28 protein-coding genes are annotated in these 25,015 nt (G+C 37.8%); 19 read left to right on the top strand and 9 right to left on the bottom strand.

The annotated features are described in order from the left end of the window. Position 1: 1 nt before the first annotated feature. The 6 genes from ACFQ3N_RS13455 (at position 2) to ACFQ3N_RS13430 (ending at position 6,217) form a co-directional block, all read left to right on the top strand. A complete protein-coding gene (locus ACFQ3N_RS13455; RefSeq protein WP_390363051.1) occupies positions 2-970 on the top strand; it encodes a 3-hydroxyacyl-CoA dehydrogenase NAD-binding domain-containing protein in 969 nt (322 codons plus the stop codon). 15 nt (positions 971-985) lie between these two features. Further along, complete coding sequence (locus ACFQ3N_RS13450) at positions 986-1,465, top strand: thioesterase family protein (RefSeq protein ID WP_390363050.1); 480 nt, start codon at positions 986-988, stop codon at positions 1,463-1,465. Between the two features lie 16 nt (positions 1,466-1,481). Beyond that, positions 1,482-2,681, top strand: coding sequence for a quaternary amine ABC transporter ATP-binding protein (locus ACFQ3N_RS13445; protein WP_390363049.1), 1,200 nt, complete (start codon positions 1,482-1,484; stop codon positions 2,679-2,681). Continuing rightward, positions 2,678-3,508, top strand: a complete 831-nt coding sequence (locus ACFQ3N_RS13440; protein ID WP_390363048.1) for an ABC transporter permease — start codon at positions 2,678-2,680, stop codon at positions 3,506-3,508. Before ACFQ3N_RS13445 ends, ACFQ3N_RS13440 begins: the two co-directional genes overlap by 4 nt. Positions 3,509-3,527: 19 nt before the next feature. Then, positions 3,528-4,409, top strand: coding sequence for a glycine betaine ABC transporter substrate-binding protein (locus tag ACFQ3N_RS13435; RefSeq protein WP_390363047.1), 882 nt, complete (start codon positions 3,528-3,530; stop codon positions 4,407-4,409). A gap of 62 nt (positions 4,410-4,471) precedes the next feature. Further along, a complete protein-coding gene (locus ACFQ3N_RS13430; protein WP_390363046.1) occupies positions 4,472-6,217 on the top strand; it encodes a CocE/NonD family hydrolase in 1,746 nt (581 codons plus the stop codon). Positions 6,218-6,612: 395 nt separating this feature from the next. Here ACFQ3N_RS13430 and ACFQ3N_RS13425 read toward each other — a convergent pair whose 3' ends face one another. Beyond that, positions 6,613-6,840 (bottom strand): heavy-metal-associated domain-containing protein, encoded by a 228-nt coding sequence (locus ACFQ3N_RS13425; protein WP_390363045.1) that lies wholly within the window; start codon positions 6,838-6,840, stop codon positions 6,613-6,615. A 134-nt stretch (positions 6,841-6,974) separates the two neighbouring features. Further along, complete coding sequence (locus ACFQ3N_RS13420) at positions 6,975-7,787, bottom strand: cytochrome c oxidase assembly protein (RefSeq protein WP_390363044.1); 813 nt, start codon at positions 7,785-7,787, stop codon at positions 6,975-6,977. 280 nt (positions 7,788-8,067) lie between these two features. On the opposite strand from ACFQ3N_RS13420, the gene ACFQ3N_RS13415 reads away from it, so the two are divergent. The 4 genes from ACFQ3N_RS13415 to ACFQ3N_RS13400 are packed head-to-tail and all read left to right on the top strand — an operon-like array spanning position 8,068 to position 10,053. Continuing rightward, the gene (locus tag ACFQ3N_RS13415) at positions 8,068-8,655 is read left to right on the top strand and encodes a DeoR family transcriptional regulator (RefSeq protein ID WP_390363043.1); all 588 of its coding nucleotides are present in this window, start codon (positions 8,068-8,070) and stop codon (positions 8,653-8,655) included. Between the two features lie 26 nt (positions 8,656-8,681). Beyond that, positions 8,682-8,987: an SCO family protein gene (locus ACFQ3N_RS13410; protein ID WP_390363042.1), complete on the top strand. Its 306-nt coding sequence runs from the start codon at positions 8,682-8,684 to the stop codon at positions 8,985-8,987. After that, positions 8,974-9,249, top strand: a complete 276-nt coding sequence (locus ACFQ3N_RS13405) for an SCO family protein (RefSeq protein WP_390363041.1) — start codon at positions 8,974-8,976, stop codon at positions 9,247-9,249. Before ACFQ3N_RS13410 ends, ACFQ3N_RS13405 begins: the two co-directional genes overlap by 14 nt. Positions 9,250-9,282: 33 nt before the next feature. After that, on the top strand, positions 9,283-10,053 hold the full coding sequence (locus tag ACFQ3N_RS13400; protein ID WP_390363040.1) for a FixH family protein: 771 nt from the start codon (positions 9,283-9,285) through the stop codon (positions 10,051-10,053). Positions 10,054-10,537: 484 nt separating this feature from the next. On the opposite strand, the gene ACFQ3N_RS13395 is transcribed toward ACFQ3N_RS13400, so the two are convergent. The 4 genes from ACFQ3N_RS13395 to ACFQ3N_RS13380 are packed head-to-tail and all read right to left on the bottom strand — an operon-like array spanning position 10,538 to position 13,468. Next, positions 10,538-11,212 (bottom strand): dihydrolipoamide acetyltransferase family protein, encoded by a 675-nt coding sequence (locus tag ACFQ3N_RS13395; RefSeq protein ID WP_390363039.1) that lies wholly within the window; start codon positions 11,210-11,212, stop codon positions 10,538-10,540. An 18-nt stretch (positions 11,213-11,230) separates the two neighbouring features. Next, on the bottom strand, positions 11,231-11,473 hold the full coding sequence (locus ACFQ3N_RS13390; RefSeq protein ID WP_390363038.1) for a biotin/lipoyl-containing protein: 243 nt from the start codon (positions 11,471-11,473) through the stop codon (positions 11,231-11,233). A 6-nt stretch (positions 11,474-11,479) separates the two neighbouring features. Beyond that, positions 11,480-12,463, bottom strand: a complete 984-nt coding sequence (locus ACFQ3N_RS13385) for an alpha-ketoacid dehydrogenase subunit beta (protein ID WP_390363037.1) — start codon at positions 12,461-12,463, stop codon at positions 11,480-11,482. After that, positions 12,464-13,468 carry a thiamine pyrophosphate-dependent dehydrogenase E1 component subunit alpha gene (locus ACFQ3N_RS13380; protein ID WP_390363036.1) on the bottom strand — a complete coding sequence of 335 codons (1,005 nt, stop codon included), beginning with the start codon at positions 13,466-13,468 and terminating at the stop codon, positions 12,464-12,466. Between the two features lie 344 nt (positions 13,469-13,812). Between ACFQ3N_RS13380 and ACFQ3N_RS13375 the strand changes: the two genes are divergently transcribed. Then, positions 13,813-14,475, top strand: a complete 663-nt coding sequence (locus ACFQ3N_RS13375; RefSeq protein WP_390363035.1) for a TetR/AcrR family transcriptional regulator — start codon at positions 13,813-13,815, stop codon at positions 14,473-14,475. A 210-nt stretch (positions 14,476-14,685) separates the two neighbouring features. Here ACFQ3N_RS13375 and ACFQ3N_RS13370 read toward each other — a convergent pair whose 3' ends face one another. Next, the gene (locus ACFQ3N_RS13370; protein WP_390363034.1) at positions 14,686-15,459 is read right to left on the bottom strand and encodes an SDR family NAD(P)-dependent oxidoreductase; all 774 of its coding nucleotides are present in this window, start codon (positions 15,457-15,459) and stop codon (positions 14,686-14,688) included. Positions 15,460-15,521: 62 nt separating this feature from the next. Here ACFQ3N_RS13370 and ACFQ3N_RS13365 point away from each other — a divergent pair, with 62 nt between their 5' ends. From ACFQ3N_RS13365 to ACFQ3N_RS13355, 3 genes are all read left to right on the top strand, one after another. Beyond that, entirely contained in the window at positions 15,522-15,698 is a 177-nt protein-coding gene (locus ACFQ3N_RS13365) for a hypothetical protein (protein WP_390363033.1), read from the top strand. 729 nt (positions 15,699-16,427) lie between these two features. Beyond that, on the top strand, positions 16,428-16,562 hold the full coding sequence (locus ACFQ3N_RS13360; RefSeq protein WP_390363032.1) for a hypothetical protein: 135 nt from the start codon (positions 16,428-16,430) through the stop codon (positions 16,560-16,562). Positions 16,563-16,899: 337 nt separating this feature from the next. Continuing rightward, positions 16,900-17,406, top strand: a complete 507-nt coding sequence (locus tag ACFQ3N_RS13355; protein WP_390363031.1) for a restriction endonuclease — start codon at positions 16,900-16,902, stop codon at positions 17,404-17,406. 195 nt (positions 17,407-17,601) lie between these two features. Here ACFQ3N_RS13355 and ACFQ3N_RS13350 read toward each other — a convergent pair whose 3' ends face one another. Both ACFQ3N_RS13350 and ACFQ3N_RS13345 read right to left on the bottom strand, forming a co-directional pair. Continuing rightward, entirely contained in the window at positions 17,602-18,276 is a 675-nt protein-coding gene (locus ACFQ3N_RS13350; RefSeq protein WP_390363030.1) for an AroM family protein, read from the bottom strand. Positions 18,277-18,335: 59 nt separating this feature from the next. Continuing rightward, on the bottom strand, positions 18,336-19,961 hold the full coding sequence (locus ACFQ3N_RS13345) for an ABC transporter substrate-binding protein (RefSeq protein WP_390363029.1): 1,626 nt from the start codon (positions 19,959-19,961) through the stop codon (positions 18,336-18,338). A gap of 241 nt (positions 19,962-20,202) precedes the next feature. Here ACFQ3N_RS13345 and ACFQ3N_RS13340 point away from each other — a divergent pair, with 241 nt between their 5' ends. From ACFQ3N_RS13340 to ACFQ3N_RS13320, 5 genes are read left to right on the top strand one after another with little or no spacing between them, the layout of a single operon-like run. Continuing rightward, positions 20,203-21,168, top strand: a complete 966-nt coding sequence (locus tag ACFQ3N_RS13340; RefSeq protein WP_390363028.1) for an ABC transporter permease — start codon at positions 20,203-20,205, stop codon at positions 21,166-21,168. A 1-nt stretch (position 21,169) separates the two neighbouring features. Next, positions 21,170-22,063, top strand: a complete 894-nt coding sequence (locus tag ACFQ3N_RS13335) for an ABC transporter permease (protein WP_390363027.1) — start codon at positions 21,170-21,172, stop codon at positions 22,061-22,063. Between the two features lie 15 nt (positions 22,064-22,078). Beyond that, positions 22,079-23,110 carry an ABC transporter ATP-binding protein gene (locus tag ACFQ3N_RS13330; protein ID WP_390363026.1) on the top strand — a complete coding sequence of 344 codons (1,032 nt, stop codon included), beginning with the start codon at positions 22,079-22,081 and terminating at the stop codon, positions 23,108-23,110. After that, entirely contained in the window at positions 23,088-24,056 is a 969-nt protein-coding gene (locus ACFQ3N_RS13325; protein WP_390363025.1) for an ABC transporter ATP-binding protein, read from the top strand. Before ACFQ3N_RS13330 ends, ACFQ3N_RS13325 begins: the two co-directional genes overlap by 23 nt. Positions 24,057-24,072: 16 nt before the next feature. Further along, complete coding sequence (locus ACFQ3N_RS13320; RefSeq protein WP_390363024.1) at positions 24,073-25,008, top strand: DUF1177 domain-containing protein; 936 nt, start codon at positions 24,073-24,075, stop codon at positions 25,006-25,008. Positions 25,009-25,015 lie beyond the last annotated feature (7 nt).

Genomic DNA, 25,015 nt, shown 5'->3' with positions numbered 1-25,015 from the left:
AATGCATCAAAACGAACAACGAACACTAGCCGTCATCGGCACAGGGGTAATTGGAAACGGATGGATCACCCGCTTTTTAGCAAATGGGTATGATGTGGTTGCATTTGACCCAGCTGTTGGAGCAGAGGCACGTACCCATCAAAATGTAGAACGTGCATGGATATCGATGGAGGAAATAGGGCTTGCTGAAGGGGCGGCACGTAACCGCATCACATTCGTTCGCACCATCGAAGAAGCTGTCAAAGACGCTTATGTGATTCAGGAAAACGTTCCTGAACGGGAAGATTTGAAAAAAAAGGTATTGGAAGAAATCGATCTGCATGCTAACCCAGAAGCTATTATTGGATCTAGCACATCAGGTATTAAACCAAGTACCTTACAGGAGAATCTAACACATCCGGAGCGCTTAATTGTTGCGCATCCATTTAATCCGGTTAACATTCTGCCACTTGTCGAACTCGTTGGAGGTCAAGGAACAGAGCAAACGACAATTGATCGAGCAGTTGAATTCTATGAATCTATTCAAATGAAACCATTGGTGGTACAGCGGGAAATTGAAGGACATGTTGCTGACCGGTTGATGGAAGCCCTTTGGCGGGAAGCGTTGCACCTGGTTAACGATGGCATTGCCACAACCGAAGAAGTGGACGCCGCTATTGTGTATGGTGCAGGATTACGCTGGGCACAGATGGGACCATTTTTAACCTTCCATCTAGCAGGTGGCGAGAAGGGGATGCGTCATATGCTGGAGCAATTTGGACCGGCGTTAAAACTACCATGGACGAAGCTCGAGGCACCTGAATTAACAGATGAATTAAAGGAAAAAGTAGTCGAGGGCTGTGAAAGCCATGCCGGAGATATGTCTGTTTCCAAGATGGAAGATCGCCGTGATGAATTTTTAGTAAAGCTCATTGATCTGGTTGAAGATTATTGGCCGGAGTCAAGAAGCCTTGCAAAGAGTGGGCAATAGAGGAGGAGCATGACCATGGAGAATCAATCGTTTCGTTATCAGACTTTAGTCCACAGGGAGTGGGTCGACTATAACGGCCATATGAACGACTCGGCCTATGCAGTTGTATTCAGTATTGCTGTTGATCGGTTGATAGATTTTATCGGTCTGGATGCGGATGCACGAGATAGCCTGTCCTATACCATGTTTACGTTAGAAACCCATATTTGTTATTTACAGGAAGCACATGAGAACGAAGAGCTTCATGTAACCATGCAATTATTGGATACGGACGCAAAACGAATGCATGTCTTCTTTTACTTAACCAACAATGAAAATGAAATACTGGCGACCAGTGAACAAATGCTGATGGGAATGGATACGCTGCAAGGTAAGCCTGCACCATTTCCGGAGCCAGTAGTAACGAAAGTCCAGAAGATATGGAGCGAACATAACCAATTGGAATTACCTAAACAAGCAGGAAGACGAATTGGAATAAAGAAAAAGAAGGAATAAAACGAGGAGAATTTTTATGAACAAAATAGAAGTGAAAGATCTTACGAAAATATTTGGTTCTCATCCTCAACAAGGGCTGAAACATTTAGGAAGCGGAAAGTCAAAAGGGGACATATTACAGGAAACTGGTATGACCGTTGGAGTAAACAAAGCTTCTTTTACAGTTAAACAAGGCGAAATATTTGTGATCATGGGTCTTTCTGGAAGCGGGAAGTCAACCCTGATCAGATTAGTCAATAGATTAATAGAGTCAACAGAAGGAGAAGTACGCATTGATGGTGAGGATGTCACCAAAATGGATCAGAAACAGTTGATCCATACTAGACGGCAAAAGCTTGGAATGGTCTTTCAACGCTTTGGTCTGCTCCCACATCGGTCTGTCCTACATAATGTGGCATATGGGTTAGAAATCCAAGGCATTAGTAAGGAAGAACGTAATGAGAAAGCCATGAAAACCATTGAGGATGTTGGATTAAAGGGCTATGAAAATAGCAAACCAAGTGAATTAAGTGGTGGAATGCAGCAGCGTGTGGGGCTTGCCCGTGCACTTACCAACGACACCGATATTTTGCTAATGGATGAAGCATTTAGTGCGTTGGACCCGATTATCCGTACCGAGATGCAGGACGAACTATTGAAATTACAAAATAGGTTAGGCAAAACGGTTCTATTTATCACCCATGATCTGGATGAAGCGCTCAAATTGGGTGATCGGATTGCGATCATGAAGGACGGCGAAATCGTTCAGATTGGAACTGCTGAAGAAATCCTTGAAAATCCGGCAAACGATTATGTTTCCCAATTTGTGAAAGATGTTGACCGTTCCAAAGTTCTAGAAGCATCACACGTCATGCGAAAACCTGAAGTGTTGATATCGTATAAAGATGGTCCTCGCGTAGCGGTACGAAAAATGGAAGAAGTCGGAGCATCCAGTATCTTTGTTGTTGATAAAGAAAAGAAATACAAAGGATTACTGACGATTGATGACGCTATTAAAGCATATAAAGAACATATAGCCATAGATGAATTTCTGATTGAAGATGTTCATACAACTTCTCCGGATACACCGTTGGATAGTCTGCTAGGAGTTGCTGCAGATGCAAAATATCCGATTGCGGTATTGGATGATGGGGTATTAATCGGGATCATTTCCAGGGTATCCATTCTTTCTGGATTGGTTCTTGGCAAGGAAAAAGATGAGGAGGTGTCCACATGAATTACTTTTACTTCCCATTAGAGGAATGGACAAACTCGTTTGTGAATAATTGGCTATTACCAGAACTCAGTGGATTCTTTAACCAAATCAGCTTGATCTTGAGATCATTTGTGGAGGGTGTTACCAATATTTTGGTTGCCATCCCACCTGAGTTGATTACGATTGTCGTAGTCTTATTGGCATGGAAGCTATCTGGTAAAGGTCTTGCGCTATTTGCATTAATTGGTGGACTATACTTGGGTTCTGTTGGCTTGTGGCCTGAGTCTCTGCAGACACTGGCAATTGTAATTGTCTCCACGATCATATCTATCATTCTCGGAGTCCCCCTTGGTATTCTCAGTGCAACCAATAAAGTTGTAGACCAGATTACCCGACCCGTTTTAGATTTCATGCAGACGCTGCCTATATTTGTATATCTAATACCAGCTATTCTATTATTTGGGCTTGGTGGTGTCCCAGCTGTGATTGCAACTTTCGTCTTTGCTACGCCACCAGCAGTCAGATTCACAAGCTTAGGGATCAAACATGTGCCTGAAGAAATCGTCGAGGCATCTAGGGCGTTTGGATCAACAAGGAAACAATTGTTATTTAAAGTACAACTTCCATTGGCGGTACCGACCATAATGGCTGGAATCAACCAGACAATTATGCTTGCACTATCCATGGCTGTTGTAGCATCCATGATTGGAGCACCTGGTTTAGGGGCTCAAGTATTAAAAGGCATATCAACCGTAAACGTTGGTCTGGGCCTAGCGGCGGGATTAGCAATCGTCGTACTAGCCATTATTTTAGATCGATTGACACAGAGTATCGGTAATAAACTATAAATCATTAAGGAGAGGTACAATGAAGAAAATTTTAGTAAGTTCATTTACAGCACTATTACTATTGATGGTAGTAGGTTGCTCATCAGAATCAAATGGCGAAGAGAATACAGATAGTGAAAATTCCGAGGGTGAGCAGACAATTACGCTTGGTGTTACCCCATGGACAAGCACCGTTCCTCCCACTAAGGTTGCTCGCATTTTATTAGAAGATATGGGTTATACAGTTGAGGAAACACAAGCAGATGCAGGTAGTGTGTTCGTTGGTCTTTCACGAGGTGACATTGATGTATTTATGGATTCTTGGCTACCTGTCCACCAAGTTTATTTAGACAAATATTCAAACGACATTAACGATACTGCAGTTAGCTACGCTGATGCTGATGCTGGCCTAGTAGTTCCAACTTATATGGAGGATATCAACTCCATTAGTGACTTAAAAGGTAAAGAAGACAGCTTTAAAAATAATCTCTACGGCATCGAAGAAGGTGCAAGTGTAACAGAGGTTATTGATGAAGCCATAGAAGGATATGGACTTGATATGAAACAAGTCAATTCTTCTGAAGGTGGAATGATGGCAGAAGCAATGCGTAAGATGCAAAGCGAAGACCCCGTAGTATTTTACGGCTGGCGCCCACATACCATGTTCAACAAGTTTGACCTTAAAATATTGGAAGATGATGAAGGATTCTTCGATAAATCATCTGTGCACGTTATAACCAACAATAATTTGGAGGAAAACGCACCAGATGCTTATGAGTTCCTAAGCAATTGGAGCATTCCGATCGATGACGTGGAGAACATGATCGTTCAGATTGAAGAAGAAGGCATGGATCCAGAAGAAGTTGCACAAAACTGGATTGATAACAACGAAGATAAAGTAAATGAAATGCTGGGTAAATAAAACCCTGAAAATGCCCTGTGCTGATGTAGCACGGGCATTATTTTTTTAGTGAGGTGTTACGCATGGAAAAAGAAGAAAGCAAGCAAATCATTGTTGACAGAGAAGTACCATGTACAGTCCGGGATGGCGTGAAGTTGTATGCCAATATATATCGCCCAAATGATGCAGGTGCATATCCGGTATTACTATGCAGACTGCCATATAATAAAAACCTATCCGATTTTTCGCATCGATACATCGATCCAATCCGAACAGCGATAAACGGGTTTGTCGTGATTATCCAGGATGTTAGGGGACGGTTTGCATCTGAAGGAGAATTTGAACCATTTGTTCAGGAGTCAACCGATGGGTATGATACGGTCGAATGGGCAGCAGACCTTCCATATTCCAATGGTAAAGTTGGTATGTTCGGGCTTTCTTATTATGGTTTTACACAATTATACGCATCCTTGGAAAAGCCACCATCATTAAAAGCGATTTTCCCTGCGATGACTGGAAGTATTTACAGTGAAGCGTTTAACAAGGGTGGTGTATTTCAGTTTGCAGCTGCAGAGACATGGATTCTAGATTCCATAGCGCCTGATTATTTGAAACGAAAACAGGACACTAGTACGTACGCCGAATCCATGAAAGAAATTATAAGTGACTTGGACCAAATCGAAGAATGGCACGATTATAAACCAATTAATCAATGGCCACCAGTCATGAAGCATCCAGAACTCAGAGAATTGTTTACCAAACATATCACCAAGGAACATATCACAGAAACCTTATCCAAAGAAAAGCTCACGTCAGCCAATTTAACTATACCCGCCTTCCATTTAGCAGGCTGGTACGATAACTTTTTAGGATCAACGATTATGAATTATGAAGACATGAAAAAGACAGACGATAACCAAAAAATGATTATCGGACCGTGGGCACATGGGATGTTCCATTCTGAAATTGGCGAACGTTCTTTCGGAGTAAACAGTTCAGGTTCATCGATTGATGGGGAAGACGATTTAACGTCCCTTCATATCAAGTGGTTTGATTATTGGCTGAAACATGATCACACTTCCTTATCAAACAATGACGATCCCGTTCAGATTTTTGTAATGGGTATTAACCAATGGCGTTCCGAAAAAGAGTGGCCATTAAACCGTGCCATCATGACACCTTTTTATTTTCACAGTGATGGTCACGCAAACACAAATTTAGAATCCGGTACGTTGACTACCGTTCCACCTGCAGAAAAACAAACTGACCAATTCATTCATGATCCCGAGAACCCAGTACCAACCAATGGCGGCGGTGTTCTATTTTATAATGGTAGAAATGCAGGACCACGCGACCAAAGCGAGATAGAGACCAGAAATGATGTCGTTGTTTATACATCCCAACCAATGGATACCCCATTAGAAGTTACAGGCTGGATAAAAGTAGTACTATGGGCAGCCACAGATGCACCTGACACCGATTTTACAGCAAAACTTGTCGATGTCGATGTACTTCCAGACGGAACAGCGTATAATCTGACCGAGGGAATCGTTCGAGCATCGTTTGCCAACAAAGAAAATGAACAGGAAAACCTTAAAGACAAGGTTGTCAAATATGAAATAGATCTATGGGCAACCAGCAACGTGTTCTTACCAGGACACAAGATCAGAATCGAAATAGCTTCCAGCAACTATCCCTGGTACGATGTTAATCCAAACACCGGCAAAACCACACTCGACACAACCGTAATGGTAAAAGCAACCCAAACGATACTGCATGATAGTGAGCATCCATCACATGTGGTGTTGCCAGTGATACCAGGTGAATAAGATGAAAGTTAAAAGAAGCAGGGACCTAATGTGGATTCCTGCTTCGTTTCATTTCCGTTTTTTTACAGAATAAATATAAAGCCCTTCGTTCAAATAATAAAGGATTTCGGAATATTAGTATGACTTAATGAAGTTAACTTTAACAGTCGGTTAATTCTATATTAAACTGTTTTAATGAAAATTGGATAACCCGGGTCTTTATCTACTTTAGCGAAAACGAAGTCCTGATGTGACTGATAAACTAAAGTATACAGTTTCCGACTAATTTAAAGCTAATTAGAAAAGTAAATCAAAACCTCCCTTAGCATGAGCTAGTAGTGCTCATGTTAAGAGGGAAGGGAACAGTGTCAAAAGAGTGAACTTCCATTGAAAACTCCTAATGTAACTGTATTTTACTAAGTATTACTTTGGACGTTTTTCGCCTCAAATCCCATTTTATTAATTTTATTAATGATATCGGAAATATCTGTCAAATTGCTATTTAACGTTACACAACCATTTTCAGTTTCTAAGTTAACTTTTATTTGGGTTACTCCATCCATTTTTGAAATTTCCCTTTCAATTTTTGTGGGACAATCAGGACAATGCATTCCTTTTACGTCTAAGTATACTATTTCATTCATGTAGTTACTCACCACCTTTAGTAACATTTAGGATTTTATCCTTGCACTTAACTAATCTTACTTAGACCAAACGAAATTTATGAATAAGTTTTTGTGGTTCAAGAAAAGGACTACAGAGAATCTATACCTTCCTATTAGTCGCCTTCACTTTTACTACCACTACCTAAACGAAATGAAAGCATGATACCAAATTTATGCATTCCTAACATTAATGTTCCGGCCATTATATGGTCAAATTTAGTGTTGAAAGGAGAGGGGAGTAAATTCAAAGAATTAGTTTGAGTGGGTGTGCAAAGGTGGGCTGTAATTTGAGTAAGAAAAGGATTATCTATTCCATCAACCAAAGCATTGAAGATAAATAAAATGCAGGCAGGCATTAATATAAGTCCACTTAGAAATGCATAACGTTTCTTTTGATCCTTGTAGAATCGCTGTTTTGGGTCTGGTGAAACAATTGGCCACCACATACTAAATGAGAGCATGAATAACAGTAATAAAAATCCATTCTGAATGAAGGAATACTGGGAGACAACGTTCAACACATCTGGTAAATGGTACATTAAGAATAATAAAGCAAATAAAAACAGAGCAGGCTTGGGTGTTATAAATAATTTACTTATTAATTTTATCATTGGAAGTTTAAACACCTGTTTAAACATAAGGTCAGGAATCCCTACCAGAATTAAAGGTGGGACAATAAAATAAAGAATGCTCATTTGCATCATATGTAAACTGAATGAAAGATGGCTGATAGCTGATAAAGGACTACCTACTATTAGACATAATAAACCTAAGGACAGAAAAAAGAGAAGTGGTTGTTTATTATGAAGTTTTAGATTAGTAAATTGTTTAAGTACGTATGCATATAGGATGGCAATACCTAAAAAGCATACTAATAGTGGAATATTCCACACCAGTTGGCCCCAAAGTAAAACTTCGTAAAACATAAAATTCTCCTTCTTGTTGTAATGTAACCTCAGTTTCACCCTATGTTATCTTAAATAACTGTATATTATATGTTTGAATTTGTTATTTATAATAATAACTCATAAATAAATTAAATACATGGATCTTTTTAAAATTTAGTGGAATTTAGTGTTATTTTCAATGTTTCACATAGTGTTCACATTAATTCTATTGATAAGTCATTCCATTACTGATAGATTCTTGTTAGAGATTGTTTGAATTTGTTAAAAATAATCAATGAAATAGGAGGATATTAGAAATATGTTACCAATAGAACGACAAAATCGAATTAGAGAATTCATCCTAGAAAAACAAAACATGAAAATTTCCGAATTAAGTAAAGAAATTGGTGTATCTGAAATGACTATTCACCGGGATTTAAAACCATTAATTGATGAAGGAATAGTCATAAAAACGTTCGGTGGAGTTACGCTAGTGCGCGAAAACACAAATGAATTTTCTGTTTCCGAAGCGTGTGTTTTTTGTAGTCGTAAAGTAAACGAACGATTGGCTTATCGTCTATTCCTACCGAATAATAAAATTGAAATGACGTGTTGTGCGCATTGTGGACTTCTTCGTCATCGTCAACTAGGGGATAAAGTAGTTCAAGCAATATGCCCAGACTTTTTCAGGCAAACAACAATAAGTGCCCCTTTAGCTTGGTATGTTATGGATACATCTGTTCAGATGGGTTGTTGTCATCCACAGGTTTTAACGTTCGAGTGGAAAGAACATGCGGATAAATTCGTCAAAGGGTTTGGAGGAAAAGTTTACAGTTTTAGTGAAGCAATAGAAACCATTTTCCAAAAGATGAATGGAAATGACCAATGTTGTAGCAAACATTATTAAATGAAGGAGAGGAAGGATGCTAATATATGAAAAGTTTACAAGTTTTAGTCATTGGTTTTACCCTTTTTCTAGTTGCTTGTGGGGAAAAAATTGAAACAAATATGTCGACAGAAGTGCAGGACTTTGAGTTTACAACGCAAGATAAAAAAACACTATCCTTAGAAGAATTGAAAGGGCAATGGTGGATAGCAGATTTTGCTTTTACAAATTGTACAACAGTCTGTCTGCCAATGACATCAAACATGTCCAAGCTTCAGGATAAAATGAAAGAAGAAAATCTGGATGTTCAGCTTATCTCTTTCAGCGTTGATCCCAAACATGAATACGACTGAGGTTTTAAAAGCGTATGCGGAAGGTTATCAAGCTGATTCAAGTAATTGGTCTTTTTTGACTGGCTATGACTTTCAAACCTTAAAATCTATAAAATCATTTAAATCCCTTTTGGAAAAGCCACCAGAAGGATCTGATCAGGTAACGCACGGTACCAGCTTTTTTTTAGTAAATCCAGATGGGGAAGTCATTAAACGATACAGTGGGGTAGACTCAAAGGAAATAGATGTCATTATTAAAGACCTTAAGAAAGTCCTTGAATAAGTAAGGATTAAAGAAAAGTGGAGGGTTCAAAAAATGAGAAAAAGCATATGGATGTTAATGTTTGTTTTGATAATTGCTGTTTTAGCTGGGTGCAGTAATGGAACAGAAAAGGAAAAAGAGCAGGAATCTGAAGAAGTAAAATCGCTTGGAGTTGAATTTAAAGCTCCTGAGAAAGCTGATGTAGATGAAACAGTTGAACTGAAAGCAATCGTTACATACGGTGATGAAAATGTAAAAGATGCGGATGAAGTTAAATTTGAATACTGGGAAAAAGGAAATGAAGAAGATAGTACAATGATTGAAACGAAAAATAATCAGGACGGAACATACATTGCTGAAGTGTCATTTGATCATGATGGAGTTTATGAAATGTTTGCACATACAACGGCAAAAGACTTACACACAATGCCAAAAAGGTCTATTACAATTGGTGAAGGCGTAAGTGCTGAAGAGCATCATGATGAAGCAGGAGGTCATGAGCACTCTGAACATACCAAAGGATTTGGTATGCATTTTATGGAGTTAGGAGATGTTAAGGTGAATCAAAAAATAGACCTGAATGTACACTTACAAATGGATAATGAACCTCTTAAGAATGCTAACGTCCGTTATGAAATTTTTAATAACAGTAATACAGAGAAGCATGATTGGGTTGAAACGGAAGAATCTGTTTCAGGTGAATACACTAGTTCTTTTACATTTGAAGAAGTGGGTACCTATACGATAACTATTCATGTTGAAAATGATGAAGGTTTACATGAGCATGAGGAGCATAAGGTTGAAGTAAATAAAGGTCTACATTAAGAAGCAAAGGGGACGGTTTTTATGCTTCTTGCTGTTTAATCAACTAAAAAGCAAGGAACCGTCCGAGGCCAGTGAAAAAGGCATGATTTTTTGAAACCGCCGCGAATTCCCGTCTATATATAAAAAGCCTACATGCGGGTTTTGAACGCCTCCTTCTCTATAAAAAGCTTTTTTACCAGTCTCAACCGTCCCCGTGCTTCTATGGTTTATAATGCTAGAATCAAAGTATTATCAGAAATGGATGTAAAGAGACGCAAGTTTTAAAAAGAAGAATTGGCGAGGAAGGGAACTTAAAAGGATAATCGGAGGTTTTTCATGTAATATAAAAGAAGTAACTACCTCATACCAAGTTCTGGGGTAGTTACTTCTTTTATTTTCATTATAAGGTTTAGATCTTATTATAGTATTTGGTTCTGATTTCCTTCAAATAAACAAAAACAGGGATAGCGCATCTCCACGCTATCCCTCTTCCTACTAATAAATATTAATCTCTCAACCGTTCCGGATCTTCCAACACATTCTTTAACTCTTTCAAAAATTCGCCACCAGGTGCTCCATCAACTGCCCGGTGATCAATTGTTAAGGATAGGTGAACAACTGGGACATTTTGAATATCCCCGCTAATCACCCGAGGCAACTCTTGAATTCTTCCAATTCCCAGTAAAGCTACCTGTGGAGGATTTAGGATTGGCGTAAAACCATCAACCGGATACATACCAAGATTCGAAACAGTAAAAGTACCCGAGGTGACTTCCTCAGAAGATAATTGTCCTGTTTGCGTTTTTTCAATTAGCACCTTTCTTTCTTTAGCAATCTCTTCAAGTGTTTTTTGCTCGACATTTTCAATGACAGGAACCATTAAACCTTCGTCTAATGCAACCGCTACCCCTATATTTACGGTTGCATACACATTAATTGTATTATCAATCATCGTTGCATTTAAACTTGGATTATCCCTTAAGGCAACTGCAGAAGCTTTCAAAAACAAGTCTGTATAAGATACGCTATTTTCCTTTTTAAAGGCCACTAATTCAGGTATTTCCAACCTCGTATGCAAGGTTAATTGAGCTGTCTCCGATAGACTTTCATGCATTCTCCTTGCAATCGTTCGACGCATGCCCTTAACTTTTCGAGTTACTGGTTTGTTCCGTTCATCCATATTTTATCCCACCATTTATCAATCTACTTCAATTTTCGCAATTACTTCTCCAACTTCTACGTTATCATCCTCTTCTCTCTCAAGGTTGACAACCGTTCCAGATACTGGTGAAGTTACATTAAATGTTGTCTTCGCGGTATCTACCTCAACAATATCCTGGCCTTTTTCAACCTTATCGCCTACAGTAACTAACCATTCAACGATATCACCATCCGTCATGCTTGCACCTTGTTGAGGGAGTTTTACATTGTATACTTCCATCTTTAATCATCCATTCTGCTTTTGTTTTGTAACCGTAAGAACAGCATCTAAAATTTGCTCCTTACCAGGTAATACTTCTTTTTCAATCACCTTACTAAAAGGTACTGGAATCTGTGGACGAGTTACTCGTTTAATCGGTGCCTTCAATGCATCAAAGGCTTCTTCTGAAACAATTGCTGAAATCTCTGAAGCGAAGCTACAAAAACGGTATCCGTCATCGACAATGACTAGATGACCTGTTTTTTGTACCGAATTTAAAATAGCATCCTTATCTAATGGGAATAGTGTGCGTGGATCAACTACCTCTACAGAAATACCATCCTTTTCTAAGTCTTCAGCTACTTTTATTGCATCTCTGACTAAATGGCCAACTGCAACCACAGTAACATCTGTACCTTCTTTCTTAACGTCGGCTTCTCCAAGCGGGATGGTGTATTCCTCATCAGGTACTTCACCGCGAACGCCATATAATGAAGCTGGTTCAAAAATTACAACGGGATCATTTTCACGGATTGCCTGTTTAATTAACCCCTTGGCATCATAAGGGGTGGATGGAACCACTACTTTCATTCCCATATGAATCAATTGAGCATATGTGTTATCTGAATGCTGAGCTGCCATGCCACCTCCACCACCTGAACCGACTACACGAACAGTTAGAGGCATCTCTACTTGACCGCCTGTCATATATCGTAATTTTCCAGCCTGGTTCACGAGCTGTTCCATTCCTAAATAATGAAGGGTGTTAATTTGGTATTCTACAATTGGACGTAAACCTGCCATTGCAGCACCAACCCCTAGTCCAGTAAACCCTAACTCCGATAATGGTGTATCTCTCACACGTTTTTTTCCAAACTCTTTTACTAAACCACTCGTCGTCCCCATAAGGGATGCTTCCACATCTAATCCGATTACGAACACATCAGGGTCATGCTGTAACTCTTCACGCATGGCAGCATGAACCGCTTGGATATATCTAATTTTAGTCATTTAGGACCATCCTTTCACAGGCATACTCTTATGTTTAACAGCGTAGGCATCCTCATAAGCATCCTTAGGATCTGGGTATGGTGAATCTTTCATAAATGAAACTGCATTTTCGATAGTTTGATTGACTTTTTCTTGTACTGCATCTAATTGTTCTTCCATAACACCCTCATCTAGTAAAATGTTTCTTAGCTGAACAACCGGATCCCTTTGTCGGTAGGATTCTATCTCTTCATCCGAACGATATGGTTCACTTAATAGATGTGGCTCACCAGCAAAGTGACCGAAAAAGCGGTATGTTTTGCATTCGATGAAAGTTGGCCCTAACCCTTTTCTAGCTCTTTCTACGGCTTCTTTTGCAGCTTCTTGTACTGCCAAAACATCCATACCATCAACTACAATTCCATGCATTCCATACCCTTTTGCACGATCTGCTATATTTTCAACACTTGTACTGTCCTTTACGTTATAGCTAACTGCGTATTGGTTGTTTTCACATACAAAAATTGCAGGCAACTTCCAGATCGAAGCCATATTCATTGACTCGTGAACGGATCCTTCATTTGAAGCACCATCCCCAAAAAAGGTAACCGCTACATTATCAGATTCTTTATATTTCCTAGCAAAAGCAGCTCCTAACCCAATCGGAACACCTTGGCCAACCATGCCATTCGTTCCAAATATTCCAAGTTCAAGGGAAGTAATATGCATGGACCCACCTTTTCCTTTACAGTAACCAGTAGTACGTCCACCTAATTCGGCCATCATCTTACTTACATCTCCACCTTTAGCAAGCAAATGACCATGTCCACGGTGTGTACTCGTAATAACATCTTCTTTTCTTAGCACGGAACAAACCCCTACTGCCACTGCCTCCTGGCCAATATACTGGTGCACTTCACCCGTTACTTCCCCTTCATCAACCAAACTTGCCCCCCGTTCATCAAACCGGCGAATAAGCAACATTTTTTCAAACAAATCCAATTTCTCCGCTTGTGATAATGTCATTTTTTCAACTCCTTAGGGACAGGTTCTTTGTCCCGTTTTTTTTGAGAACAGAAACTCTAGTTTATTCCCCCTTTCTTTGATAGTTATATAGAAATCACCTCAGATTAACTAATAAATGGTTGGGTATGTTGATGAGTTTTATAAAGAATTCGTTTATAAAAATTGAGGTGAGTATTAAAACTGATGAAGGTATGAAGAATGTGGGCTGTCCTAATTGCTATTAGTTTAATCATAAAAACAAAATTAGTAGGTATCAATCATTAAAATGCTTCATAGTGTTTAGTAAATAGACAGGTTTTTGATAGTTGTTTATTACTAAACAGAAATGCAGGAGGTGATGGAACATGAAAGATGTACAACTAGATCGAAGAAGTCGTAGAACAAAACGGATGTTAAAAAATGCTTTTATTGAACTTATGCAACAAAAACCCTGTTATAAAATTACAGTGACCGATATTGTGGAACAAGCAGACTTTAACCGTTCAACGTTTTACCTTCATTACAAATACAAAGAACAATTGATAGATGACTTTGTTACAGAAATGATTGAAGGACTTGTTAAGGCTTTTCGCTATCCTTATCAGGATTCCAAACACCTTAATTTATACTTGTTATCCCCATCTGATGTCGTGTTGTTTGACTATATTAAAAACAATGCTACATTTTTTTCACTATGGAAGACATCCGACTCCATTTTAGGATTCCAAGAAAAATTTGTTCACACCATGATTGCTCTATTTAAAGAAGATATCAATCTTTTACCAAAGGGGAATGACGACATCAATAACAACCTGCTTATTACCTTTCGAGCCTACGGTATATTAGGATTAATACAAGAATGGATTAAAAGTGATTTTTCCACTTCCCCAAGGTATATGGCCGATCAATTAATCAAAATATTAAACTACCAACCACTAAAATTTTATGATGTAAAACCTTCTAAAATAGATTCATTTGAATTTAACTTTTCGACTTCCAGCGCTTCTCAAAACAATTTTCTTACTTAAACTACCGGCCACTTATCAAACTTACGGACTGATTGAAGTGGGGGATGGATGTAGTAGTCGGACAATTGAGATAGCTAAAGCTATCCCTTGTCCGAAAGCGCATGTGTCCTTCTCATTCCTTGAAGTAAATGATAAAAAAAGATAGTAAATCACGTTTATGGATCTACTATCTTCGTAACAAAACCTTTTATTAACAAAAACCTTTAAAGGTTATGTTGCCAACGCCCCACCGTCTACTGGATAAGTTGCCCCGGTAACAAAGGATGCTTCATCAGATGCGAGGAATAGAACTACCTGTGCAACCTCTTCAGGTAAGCCATATCTGCCCATAGGTACTGTTGATTGTATTTGTTTGCGAACCTCTTCAACATTATCAGCTGAAATATTTTTTTCAATATTACTAAGCATAGTCGTGTCAATCGCAGCAGGGGCAACACCGTTTATACGCACACCGGTTCCCGCACACTCCAGGGCTGCTGTTTTCGTTAGGCCCACAACAGCATGCTTGGATGCAATATATGCTCCCATTCCAGCACTCCCAATGAATCCTGCATTGGAAATCGTGTTAATAATGGATCCAGAACCTTGCTCTTCCATCATATTTATCACATGCTTTAATCCAAGAAATACACCATTAACATTGACCGACATAACCTTTTGAAAGCTATCATAATCCAGCTCTTTTAAAAATTTAAATGGACCTTCAAACCCTGCATTATTAAAAAATACATCTACCCTTCCAAACTTTTCTTTCGTTTCACGCACATAGCGTTCAACATCTGCTTCCTTGGTAACATCAGCTCTGATAGTTAAAATTTTATCATCAGAAACATCCAACTCTTGTCCTACTTCTTCCAGGGCTTGTCCATTTAGATCTACTAACGCTAGTGAAGCCCCCTTTTTCGCAAATGCACTTGCAGTCGCTTTACCAATCCCTCCTGCACCACCTGTAATCAACACAACTTTATCATGTAAACTATCCATAGAATCTCCCCTTTCTACAATAATTCTATGCACCAACTTAGTAAAATTTAACCAAAACATGAGTGCCTGTCACCTGTCGAATTTCGACAAGTGACAGGCACCGACATTTTAGAACTGGTGAAGAAGTTGTCGTTAAGATACAAATTCATAATATTGATGAACAAATATTTGAAGATGGTGAAAAAATATCCATTACATGGGAAGATGAAAATACTATAGTATTATTGTCTGATGAATGAATTTATGAGATTGAATGTGCAGGTCATACCCGCTGTTATTCGGGTTTTTGGGTGTAAAACTCGCTCTAGAGAATTGACTGGGTGGTTGGTTCGAGCCCAATCGGAATCATCCAAATGTAAAAGGATGAACACCTTGGTATGCAAGGGTTTCATCCTTTTTATATGTATTCCCTGTTTTGAGTGTTTTCAGTCCGAATAACTGATGTTCCATTTTGTTGCCTTTTAGTGTGCTAAAGGGCTAAACAACTCCAGCCCAAACGACTAGTGGGCCTCCTTATCCTCCTTACGATAAATCAACATCGATTCGCTTACGCTCTTCTTGTTTTTTTAGATGAACTTGACTTATCGCTAATAATGGCGAAAGTCAAAGTGAATCTTATACTCTGGAGTGAATTTCATGGTATTTAAGAAGGGTCGACTAACATCGCCGCTTTGCACGGCAACGTCGACCCACCCGCGATGTGCGGGCGCAGCCCATACGTCGCTTAACGGGTACTTGCGCTTTAGTTCTGGAATAAATATGGATCCATTCGTTCAAGTAATAAAGGGTTCCGGCATATTAGTATGGAAGAAGTTAACAGTTGAAGAATTGGAAAGCCGATTCTTCCTAGATAGGAGTGACTATGTCTATGAAAATAGAGAGAGGTGGTTTCTATTATAAATATTTTTTTAAACGTGTTTTGATGATACTTTTTAGTGGAATTTCTTTCGCTGTATTTGGACACGGGTATGGATATGTTATGGAGGGATGAACTAAGAGATTGGGTAGGAATATTGTTTGTTGGTTACGGATTTATACTAGGAACTGTATTAGCTATTATTTATATGTTGGTTGCTTTTATTATGAAAAGGAGAAACAGGTGATTTTAGGTTGCAGATAAAGATATACTTTTTATTGATATTTTCATTAGTATAAAAGGGGAAGAGCAAAGAGGTTTAGGGGGGGAAGGTAATGTTTCGAAATGGTGAACTAAGCGTAAATCAGTGAATAGGGGTTTTCCTATTAATAAGTATACCTTTAATTGGTTGGATTTTTTTATTAGTCTGGTCAATTGCTAGTAACGTTATTAGGGATGACACGATAACGGAACTGAATAATCGGCTTCTTAGAAGATATCCTGAATTTGAAAAGTTTTCACGAAGAAAGAAAAACAATGATTCTATTAGTAGTAAATCTGGTCCAATCGAACGAAAAACACCAGTGGAAACTATCGAAGAAACGAACGAGCTCATGATTAAAGAGTTAGCAGACGACATATTAAGTTCCATTAAAGAATGTTCACCGGAATTCTTTGAAAAGTTAGTCGTAGAGTTACTGGTAAAAATGGGGTATGGTGGTTCTTTAAAAGATGCCGGTCAAGCTGTAGGGAAAAGTGGAGATGGCGGAATTGATGGTGTCATAAAAGAAGATCAGCTTGGATTAGATTTGATTTATATTCAAGCAAAACGTTGGGAAGGTAGAATCGGTCGTCCAGAAATCCAAAAATTTGTTGGTGCACTCCAAGGAATGCGAGCAAAAAAAGGTGTATTCCTAACCACTTCTGACTTTTCTATAGAGGCTCGTGAATATGTAAGTCATATAGAGAATAAAATTATTCTTATCTCAGGAGACATCCTTGCAAATTTAATGATTCAATTTAATTTAGGTGTGTCAGTTGAATTAACCATAGAGGTTAAGAGGATTGATTGGGATTATTTTGTTGAATAGTAATAGTAATAGATTTACTAAATAAACTGCCTTTCTCTGTTATTTTTAGGCGAAAGGCAGCACAGATGTTTTTCTAGTCTCATTTTACTGGGTCAATTCATCATTATTAAGGAACGAGGGAGGAAGTGCTTTCTGGGATTTCATCCTTCCATAATGCCTTAATAGGGCAGATTTTTGTGAAATATAAATCAATCATTAAAATAATTCAGCCGCGTTTCTGAATACAATATTTCTAGATAATAAAACATTTTTACTTGAATGTCTTTTTACAATATCTTTCATTTGCTGATTATAACCTATACAATCTAGCACAATAGTATTTATATTAGATTGTTCGAGTTTATTTGTAGCCTTAATGAGCGATTGTTCATCAAAAGCGTATGGTGAGCTTGCGACAGATATAGCTTTAAAGCCTGCAGATTGCCACTTCTTTTCTATAGATTTAAATTGTTCAGGTAAAGGTACGATGACACCAATTTGTCCTTTGTTTCTAAAAATTCCTTGAGCAACATGATTTAATAAATAATCTGGGTATATGATCGGAACATTTGAATGAAATAGTTTAAATTCCCCTGTACAAGCTAGGATAACTAGATTGACTTGATCTCGATTAAAATCATCGATAATCTGTTGAATAATGGGAAGTATTTTTTCTTTTGCCATGGTGATGGATGTACCATCTTTGAGTCTAGAAACAAGTGTTGTTTGTCCTGGTTCAGGTTTTATTTGTTCTAGTCGTTTATTATCAAAATGATCTAGCACACCTCGTTGAATAAATTCAACACCGTTTGAAAAGAATTTTTCTACCTTTGGTATTAAATCTGTTCTCGGAGCTTGTCCGATTGTAATGACGCCAATTTTTTTGCTCATTAATATGACTCCTTTTAAAGAAAGAGAAGTAGGAAATGTCCCTACTTCTCTTAACTTAATTATTCTTCAATTGAAATGTTGACACCATTTGGACTTACGACATGAATTGATCCGTCAGGAGAAAGGTTGAATCCTTCAACTTTTGGATTGATACCTGTTGCGATGTCTAAGTTATCAAATTCAATGGTTGCATAATCTTGGATGATTTCTGCAACAGCTTCTTGATATAATTCAGAACGTTCTGCTTGGTCAACTGTTTCTGTTAGTGCACGGTCTAGTAGTTCATCTACTTTTTCGCTTTCATATCCTTTACCATTACCATTAGATCCGTGTTGATTAGAGTGGAAACGTGGGTTAAGGAAGAAATATGGATCTGGATACCAAGACCATCCACCAATGTTCATTGGTGCGTTATTTTTAGAAATCGTGTCTGTTAACGTTCCCCACTCAGAAACTTGAATGTTAACATCTATATTTAAGTTTTCTTTCATTTGGTTTTGAAAAATTGTTGCGTAGTTAGTGCGTGTCTCTAGTACATAAAGGTCAATTTCAAATCCACCTGCATATTCAGTTTCATCTAAAATATTTTTTGCCTCTTCTGGGTTATATTCAGGTTTTATTGATTCAAAAGACTCATCATAACCCCAAGACCCTTTTGGTAGTGGACCATATGCAGCAGTACCTCCACCCCATTGGTGTACACCTTGTACAATATCTTCAACATTTGTGGCTTTAAAAATGGCTTCTCTTACTTTAGGATTTGCAGTAGGACCTTGTTGAAAGTTCATGTCGAGATAAGTAATAGAAAGACCAGGAGTTGATAGTAACTCTAGATTTTCATCTTGTTCAATAACTTCTCTATTTTGTCCTTTAATGTCTGTTGCGATATCAATATCACCCGATCGTAAGGCATTTGTCATCATAGATTGATCAGAAATAAATTTGTATGTTACACCATCAAAGTTAGGTTCGTCACCCCAATAGTCTTCGTGCTTAATTAAGTCTACTTGTTGGTCAGTTTGCCAATTTTCAAGAATAAATGGACCTGTACCAACCAAGTGAGCACCAAATTGGTCTCCCCAGCCTTCAACTTCTTCTTTTGGAATAATAATATTACCTTGGTCAGTTAGCATTGCTAATAATGCTGAATTTGGTTCTTCTAAGTGGATCACAACTTCGAATTCACCAGTAACTTCAACACTTTCAACGCCATTTAAACGGTTTTGTGCTGAATTTTCAGCTGACCGTTCTAAACTGTATTTAACATCTTCAGCTGTCATTTGTTTTCCATCTTGATATTCACCTGGTTGGAAGTAGACATCATCTCTTAATTTGAATGTGTAAGACATCATATCATCTGCAGCTTCCCACTCAGTCGCTAATGATGCTGAAAAACCTTGCAGATCTTGATCGTATACAATAAGGGTATCGGCGATTGAACGCATGATTTGTGATTCATATACGCCAGTATAAAGAGTAGGATCTAAAGTTGCTGCGTTAGATGATAAGCCAATATTCAATATGCCACCACCACCAGAGCTTTCACCTTCAGATTCTTCGCTTCCTTCAGTATCTGTTTCGTTACCTTCTTCAGAATCATCTCCTGAAGAGCAGGCTACTAATATCATTGATAAAAGACCAAAGATAATAGCAAAAAGAACTAATTTCCAATTACTCTTTCTCATAAAATTTCCTCCTTTTTATTTTGTTTCACATAATGATACAAAAGTTCAAATAATGAATATCTACTAAATTAACACAAAAATGATAATATTGTAAATAGAAATTACGAAATAAGTATAGAAAAGTCTAAAATTTTATAATTATTGTTAAAAGTCTATTTACATACAAAATAAAGGATGGTAACATTCAATTAATTCACATAATAAAACAATAGTTCATATAATGAATCAAGGAGGGGATTTTTTGAAAGGGTTTCTTTTAAGGAGAATATTACAATTAATACCAACGTTATTTATCGTTGCGGTTATAGTATTCTTTATAACTCGAATGCTACCAGGTAATCCTGCGGCCGTAATGCTTGGACCACAGGCTAGTGCAGAGGATATAGCGGCGTATTCTGATAAATTAGGGCTAAACGATCCACTATACCTACAATTTTTTGATTATCTAATCAACCTAATTTCATTTGATTTTGGAAACTCCCTTACTTATAATCAACCAATTGTTGATTTAATTTTGGAACGTTTCCCTAATACAATTATTTTAGCAGTTAGCGCATTAATTATCGCGGTAATTATAGGTGTACCTGCCGGTATTATTGCTGCTAGAAAACAGAACACCATTGTCGATTATTCAGTTACGACATTATCTTTAATAGGAGTTTCGATGCCTATCTTTTGGTTAGGTGTCATGTTAGTTCTATATTTTAGTGTTAATTTGGGGTGGCTTCCTGCAACGGGTATGGGATCACTCGAGGATGGTTTTGGTGATTTTGTCAGTCATCTCATTTTACCTAGTTTAGCATTAGCGACGATACCTACAGCCCAATTTGCAAGAATTATTCGTTCTAGTATGTTGGAAACCATTTCACAGGACTATATTAAAACTGCCCGTTCAAAAGGATTAAAAGAGTCCATAGTTATTTATAAACATGCATTTAAAAATGCTTTAACACCTTTAATAACAGTAATGGGATTGCAATTTTCCATGTTATTAGGAGGAGCAGTATTAACTGAAACCATTTTTAGTTGGCCGGGCATGGGCTTATTAATTATAGATGCAATTGAAAAACGTGACTTTATAGTTGTTCAGAGTACAGTTATTTTTGTTGCGGTTATTTATGTAGTGATTAACTTAATTGTTGACATTCTATATAAAGTCGTTAATCCAAAAGTGAATTTTGACTCCAATAGTGGAGGTGCAAAATAGTATGAATACTGTTGAAGAGATCGAACAAGCCAAAGAGATTCAATATCAAAAAGCTAAAAAAGAACAATCTTTTAAGCGTAAATTGTTACGAAATAGATTTGCGGGATTAGGCTTATTTGTCATCTTGCTATTAATCCTAACAGCTATTTTGGCACCCTTGTTTGCGACACATGATCCATATGCTATGGACACGGCAAAAAGCTTATTAGGCCCAGGTGAAGCAGGTCACCTTTTAGGGACAGATAGCTATGGACGTGATATATTTAGTCGTATTGTTTACGGGGCACGTATATCATTAATTGTAGGGATAGCAGCTGTATTATTTGGTGCCATTTTTGGCTCATTTTTAGGTTTAGTTTCAGGTTATTTTGGTGGAAAAACGGATACGATCATCATGAGATTTATGGATGGTATGATGGCGTTTCCTTTCATCTTACTAGCTATCGTCTTAATGACTGTGTTGGGACAAGGTCTAGTTAATGTCATTATAGCCATCGGAATATCTAATATTCCAGGGTTTGCAAGGGTTGTTCGAGGTCAGGTGTTAAGCGTTAAGGAATCAGAGTATATAGAAGTAACTCGTTCATTAGGTGCTAAGCATGGAAGAATTTTACTTAGACATATAGTACCTAATAGTGTTGCTCCATTAATAGTCTATGCAACGATGGGTGTTGCTGGAGCTATTATATCAGAGGCTTCGCTGAGTTTCTTAGGACTAGGTGTACAACCTCCTACAGCTTCTTGGGGAAGTATGTTACAAGAAGGTAAAAACTTTCTCGTACTTAGCCCGGAATTAGCAACATTTTCGGGGTTGGCCATATTAATTACAGTTCTCGGTATTAATTTGTTTGGAGATGGATTAAGAGATGCCCTTGATCCTAAGATGAAATTATAGTAGGGAGGTGAACGTATGTCAGATCAATTTTTAAGTGTAAATGATTTGCAGGTAGAATTTAAATCAGGATCGATTATTACGAAAGCAGTTAATGGTGTTAGTTTTAACCTGAATGAGAATGAAAATTTAGGTATTGTAGGTGAATCGGGTTCTGGTAAAAGTGTTACAGCAACTTCCGTTCTTCGTCTAATACCTAATCCGCCTGGGAAAATTACAGGTGGTGAGATCTGTTTTAAAGGGAGAAATCTATTAAAACTTTCGAATAATGAAATTAGAAAAATTCGTGGTAATGATATTTCGATGATTTTCCAAGACCCTTCTACAAGCTTAAACCCAGTGTTTAAAGTTGGAGATCAGCTTGTTGAATCGATTCGAACACACAATAAAACTTCTAAAAAGGAAGCGAAGAAAAAAGCAATAGAAATGCTTGATTTAGTAGGTATTCCAGCTCCAGATAAAAGAATTAATATGTACCCGCACGAATTTTCTGGAGGGATGCGTCAAAGGGTTATGATTGCGATTGCGTTATCTTGTGACCCTAAACTTTTAATTGCAGATGAACCTACCACTGCATTAGATGTCACCGTTCAAGCTCAAATATTAAATTTAATGAAGGACTTACAAGATAAGCTTAACATGTCAATCATCATGATTACGCATGATTTGGGGGTTGTTTGGGAGACATGTGACAAAGTTTTAGTAATGTATGCAGGTAGAATTGTAGAATCTGGAGAGGTGAAAGATGTCTATAAAAATCCATTACATCCATATACATGGGGACTTTTAGATTCACAAATTACTGAATCTCAAGATAGTTTGGACCCATTGTCAACCATTCCGGGTACTCCGCCTGATTTAAGCTATGAAATTAAAGGCTGCCCATTTGTAGATCGTTGTCCATACGCCCAAGGGTTATGCCATGAGAAAACACCTGAGTTAATTGAACCTACTGATGGACACGCGGTCGCCTGTCATTTTCAAACTGCAGATCAGAAGTTAGAGAGAAGGGAGGAAGCATACTTCGATGGAAGCTCTACTAGAAGTTAAAGACTTAAAAAAACATTTTGCAGTATCTAATAATGTTCCATTTAAGAAGTCTACTCAAAGTGTAAAAGCTGTAGATGGAGTAAATTTTAAAGTATATTCTGGAGAGACATTAGGCGTTGTGGGTGAATCAGGTTGTGGTAAATCAACAATGGCTCGTCTTGTTAATCAATTGATAAAACCAACTGGTGGAGTTGTCAATTTTAATAATGAAAATTTAATTGAAATGGATTCAGATACATTACGAGGAACTCGAAAGAAAATTCAAATGATATTCCAGGATCCATATGCTTCTCTTGACCCACGTATAAAAGTAGGTGAATTAATCGAGGAGCCCCTCGTTATTCATAAAGTAGGTGACAAAGAAAGCAGGAGAAAACGTGTTGAAGAATTACTTGAAGTTGTAGGGCTTAATAAGAGGTTTGCAGATCGATATCCTCATGAGTTTTCTGGAGGACAAAGGCAACGGATTAATATCGCAAGAGCTTTAACCTTAAATCCAGAACTCGTTATATGTGATGAACCTGTTTCGGCATTAGATGTATCTGTCCAAGCACAAGTCATTAACCTTTTAAAAAAATTACAAGAAGAATTTAATCTAACGTATATTTTTATTTCGCACGATTTAAACGTTGTCCGTTATATGTGTGATCGCATAGCGGTTATGTATTTAGGGAAAATTGTAGAAGTTGGAAATTATGAGGAAATATATTCTAACCCTCAGCATCCATACACAAAGGCACTGTTTTCAGCAATTCCTAAAGAAAGTCCATTTGAAAATAAAGAACGAATTATTGTAAAAGGTACAGTACCCAGTCCGTTAAACCCGCCGTCAGGATGTAGCTTTCACGAACGGTGTCCAGTGGCAATTGATATTTGTAAGACGACGGAACCTAAAGTCGTGACTACTGATAATCAACATCAAGCATCTTGTCATTTAGTTAATTAATATAGGAGGAATTGAAATGTCATTAAAATACGTTATGGAAATGTTTGAATTAATGGATGATATAGCAGTTACTGGAGAAAAAGTTAAAGAATATTTATTACAAATTAGTGAAAATGGACAAATTGATGTTCATACAATTGAAGGTAAAAAAGGGAAAACAGATTTTATTAAAGTAGTTATTCCAGGTAAAAATGGAAAATCTAAAGGCGGGAATGCCCCGACGCTTGGTATTATCGGACGTTTAGGTGGTATAGGGGCTCGACCGGAAATGACTGGTTTCGTTTCAGATGGTGATGGTGCATTATCTAGTATGTCAGCAGCAGCAAAACTATTGGATATGACAAATAAAGGTGACCTATTAGATGGGGATGTAGTGCTCACGACACATATTTGTCCCAACGCTCCTACACAACCACATGACCCTGTTCCTTTTATGGGATCTCCGGTTGATATCTTAACAATGAATGAATATGAAGTCGCTGAGGAAATGGATGCTATTCTTTCCATCGATACAACCAAAGGCAACCAAATTATCAACCATCGAGGTTTTGCAATTACACCAACAGTTAAGGAAGGGTATGTTTTAAAAGTTAGTGATGACTTACTTCATGTCTATACACAATCAGTTGGTCAGCTTCCTGTCACAATGCCAATTACAACTCAAGATATTACGCCTTATGGTAATGATGTTTATCATGTTAATAGTATTCTTCAGCCTTCAGTAGCAACTGATAAGCCAGTAGTGGGCGTTGCTATTACTACTGAAACAGCAGTTGCAGGATGTGGTACAGGTGCTAGCCGCGTGACTGATATTGAAGAAGTTGTTCGTTACTGTATTGAAGTGGCAAAACTTTATGGGAAATCTAAATGTGACTTTTACAACGAAAAAGAGTTCAATCATTTAGAGGAACTATATGGTAAGATGACACACTTACAAAAATTAGGGAAGTAAGGAGGCT

It is taken from the genome of Virgibacillus byunsanensis (assembly GCF_042675965.1).
GTDB lineage: Bacteria > Bacillota > Bacilli > Bacillales > Amphibacillaceae > Virgibacillus_R > Virgibacillus_R byunsanensis.
The sequence above is the reverse complement of the archived record's forward strand: the minus strand, read 5'-3'. Positions and strand labels throughout refer to the sequence as shown.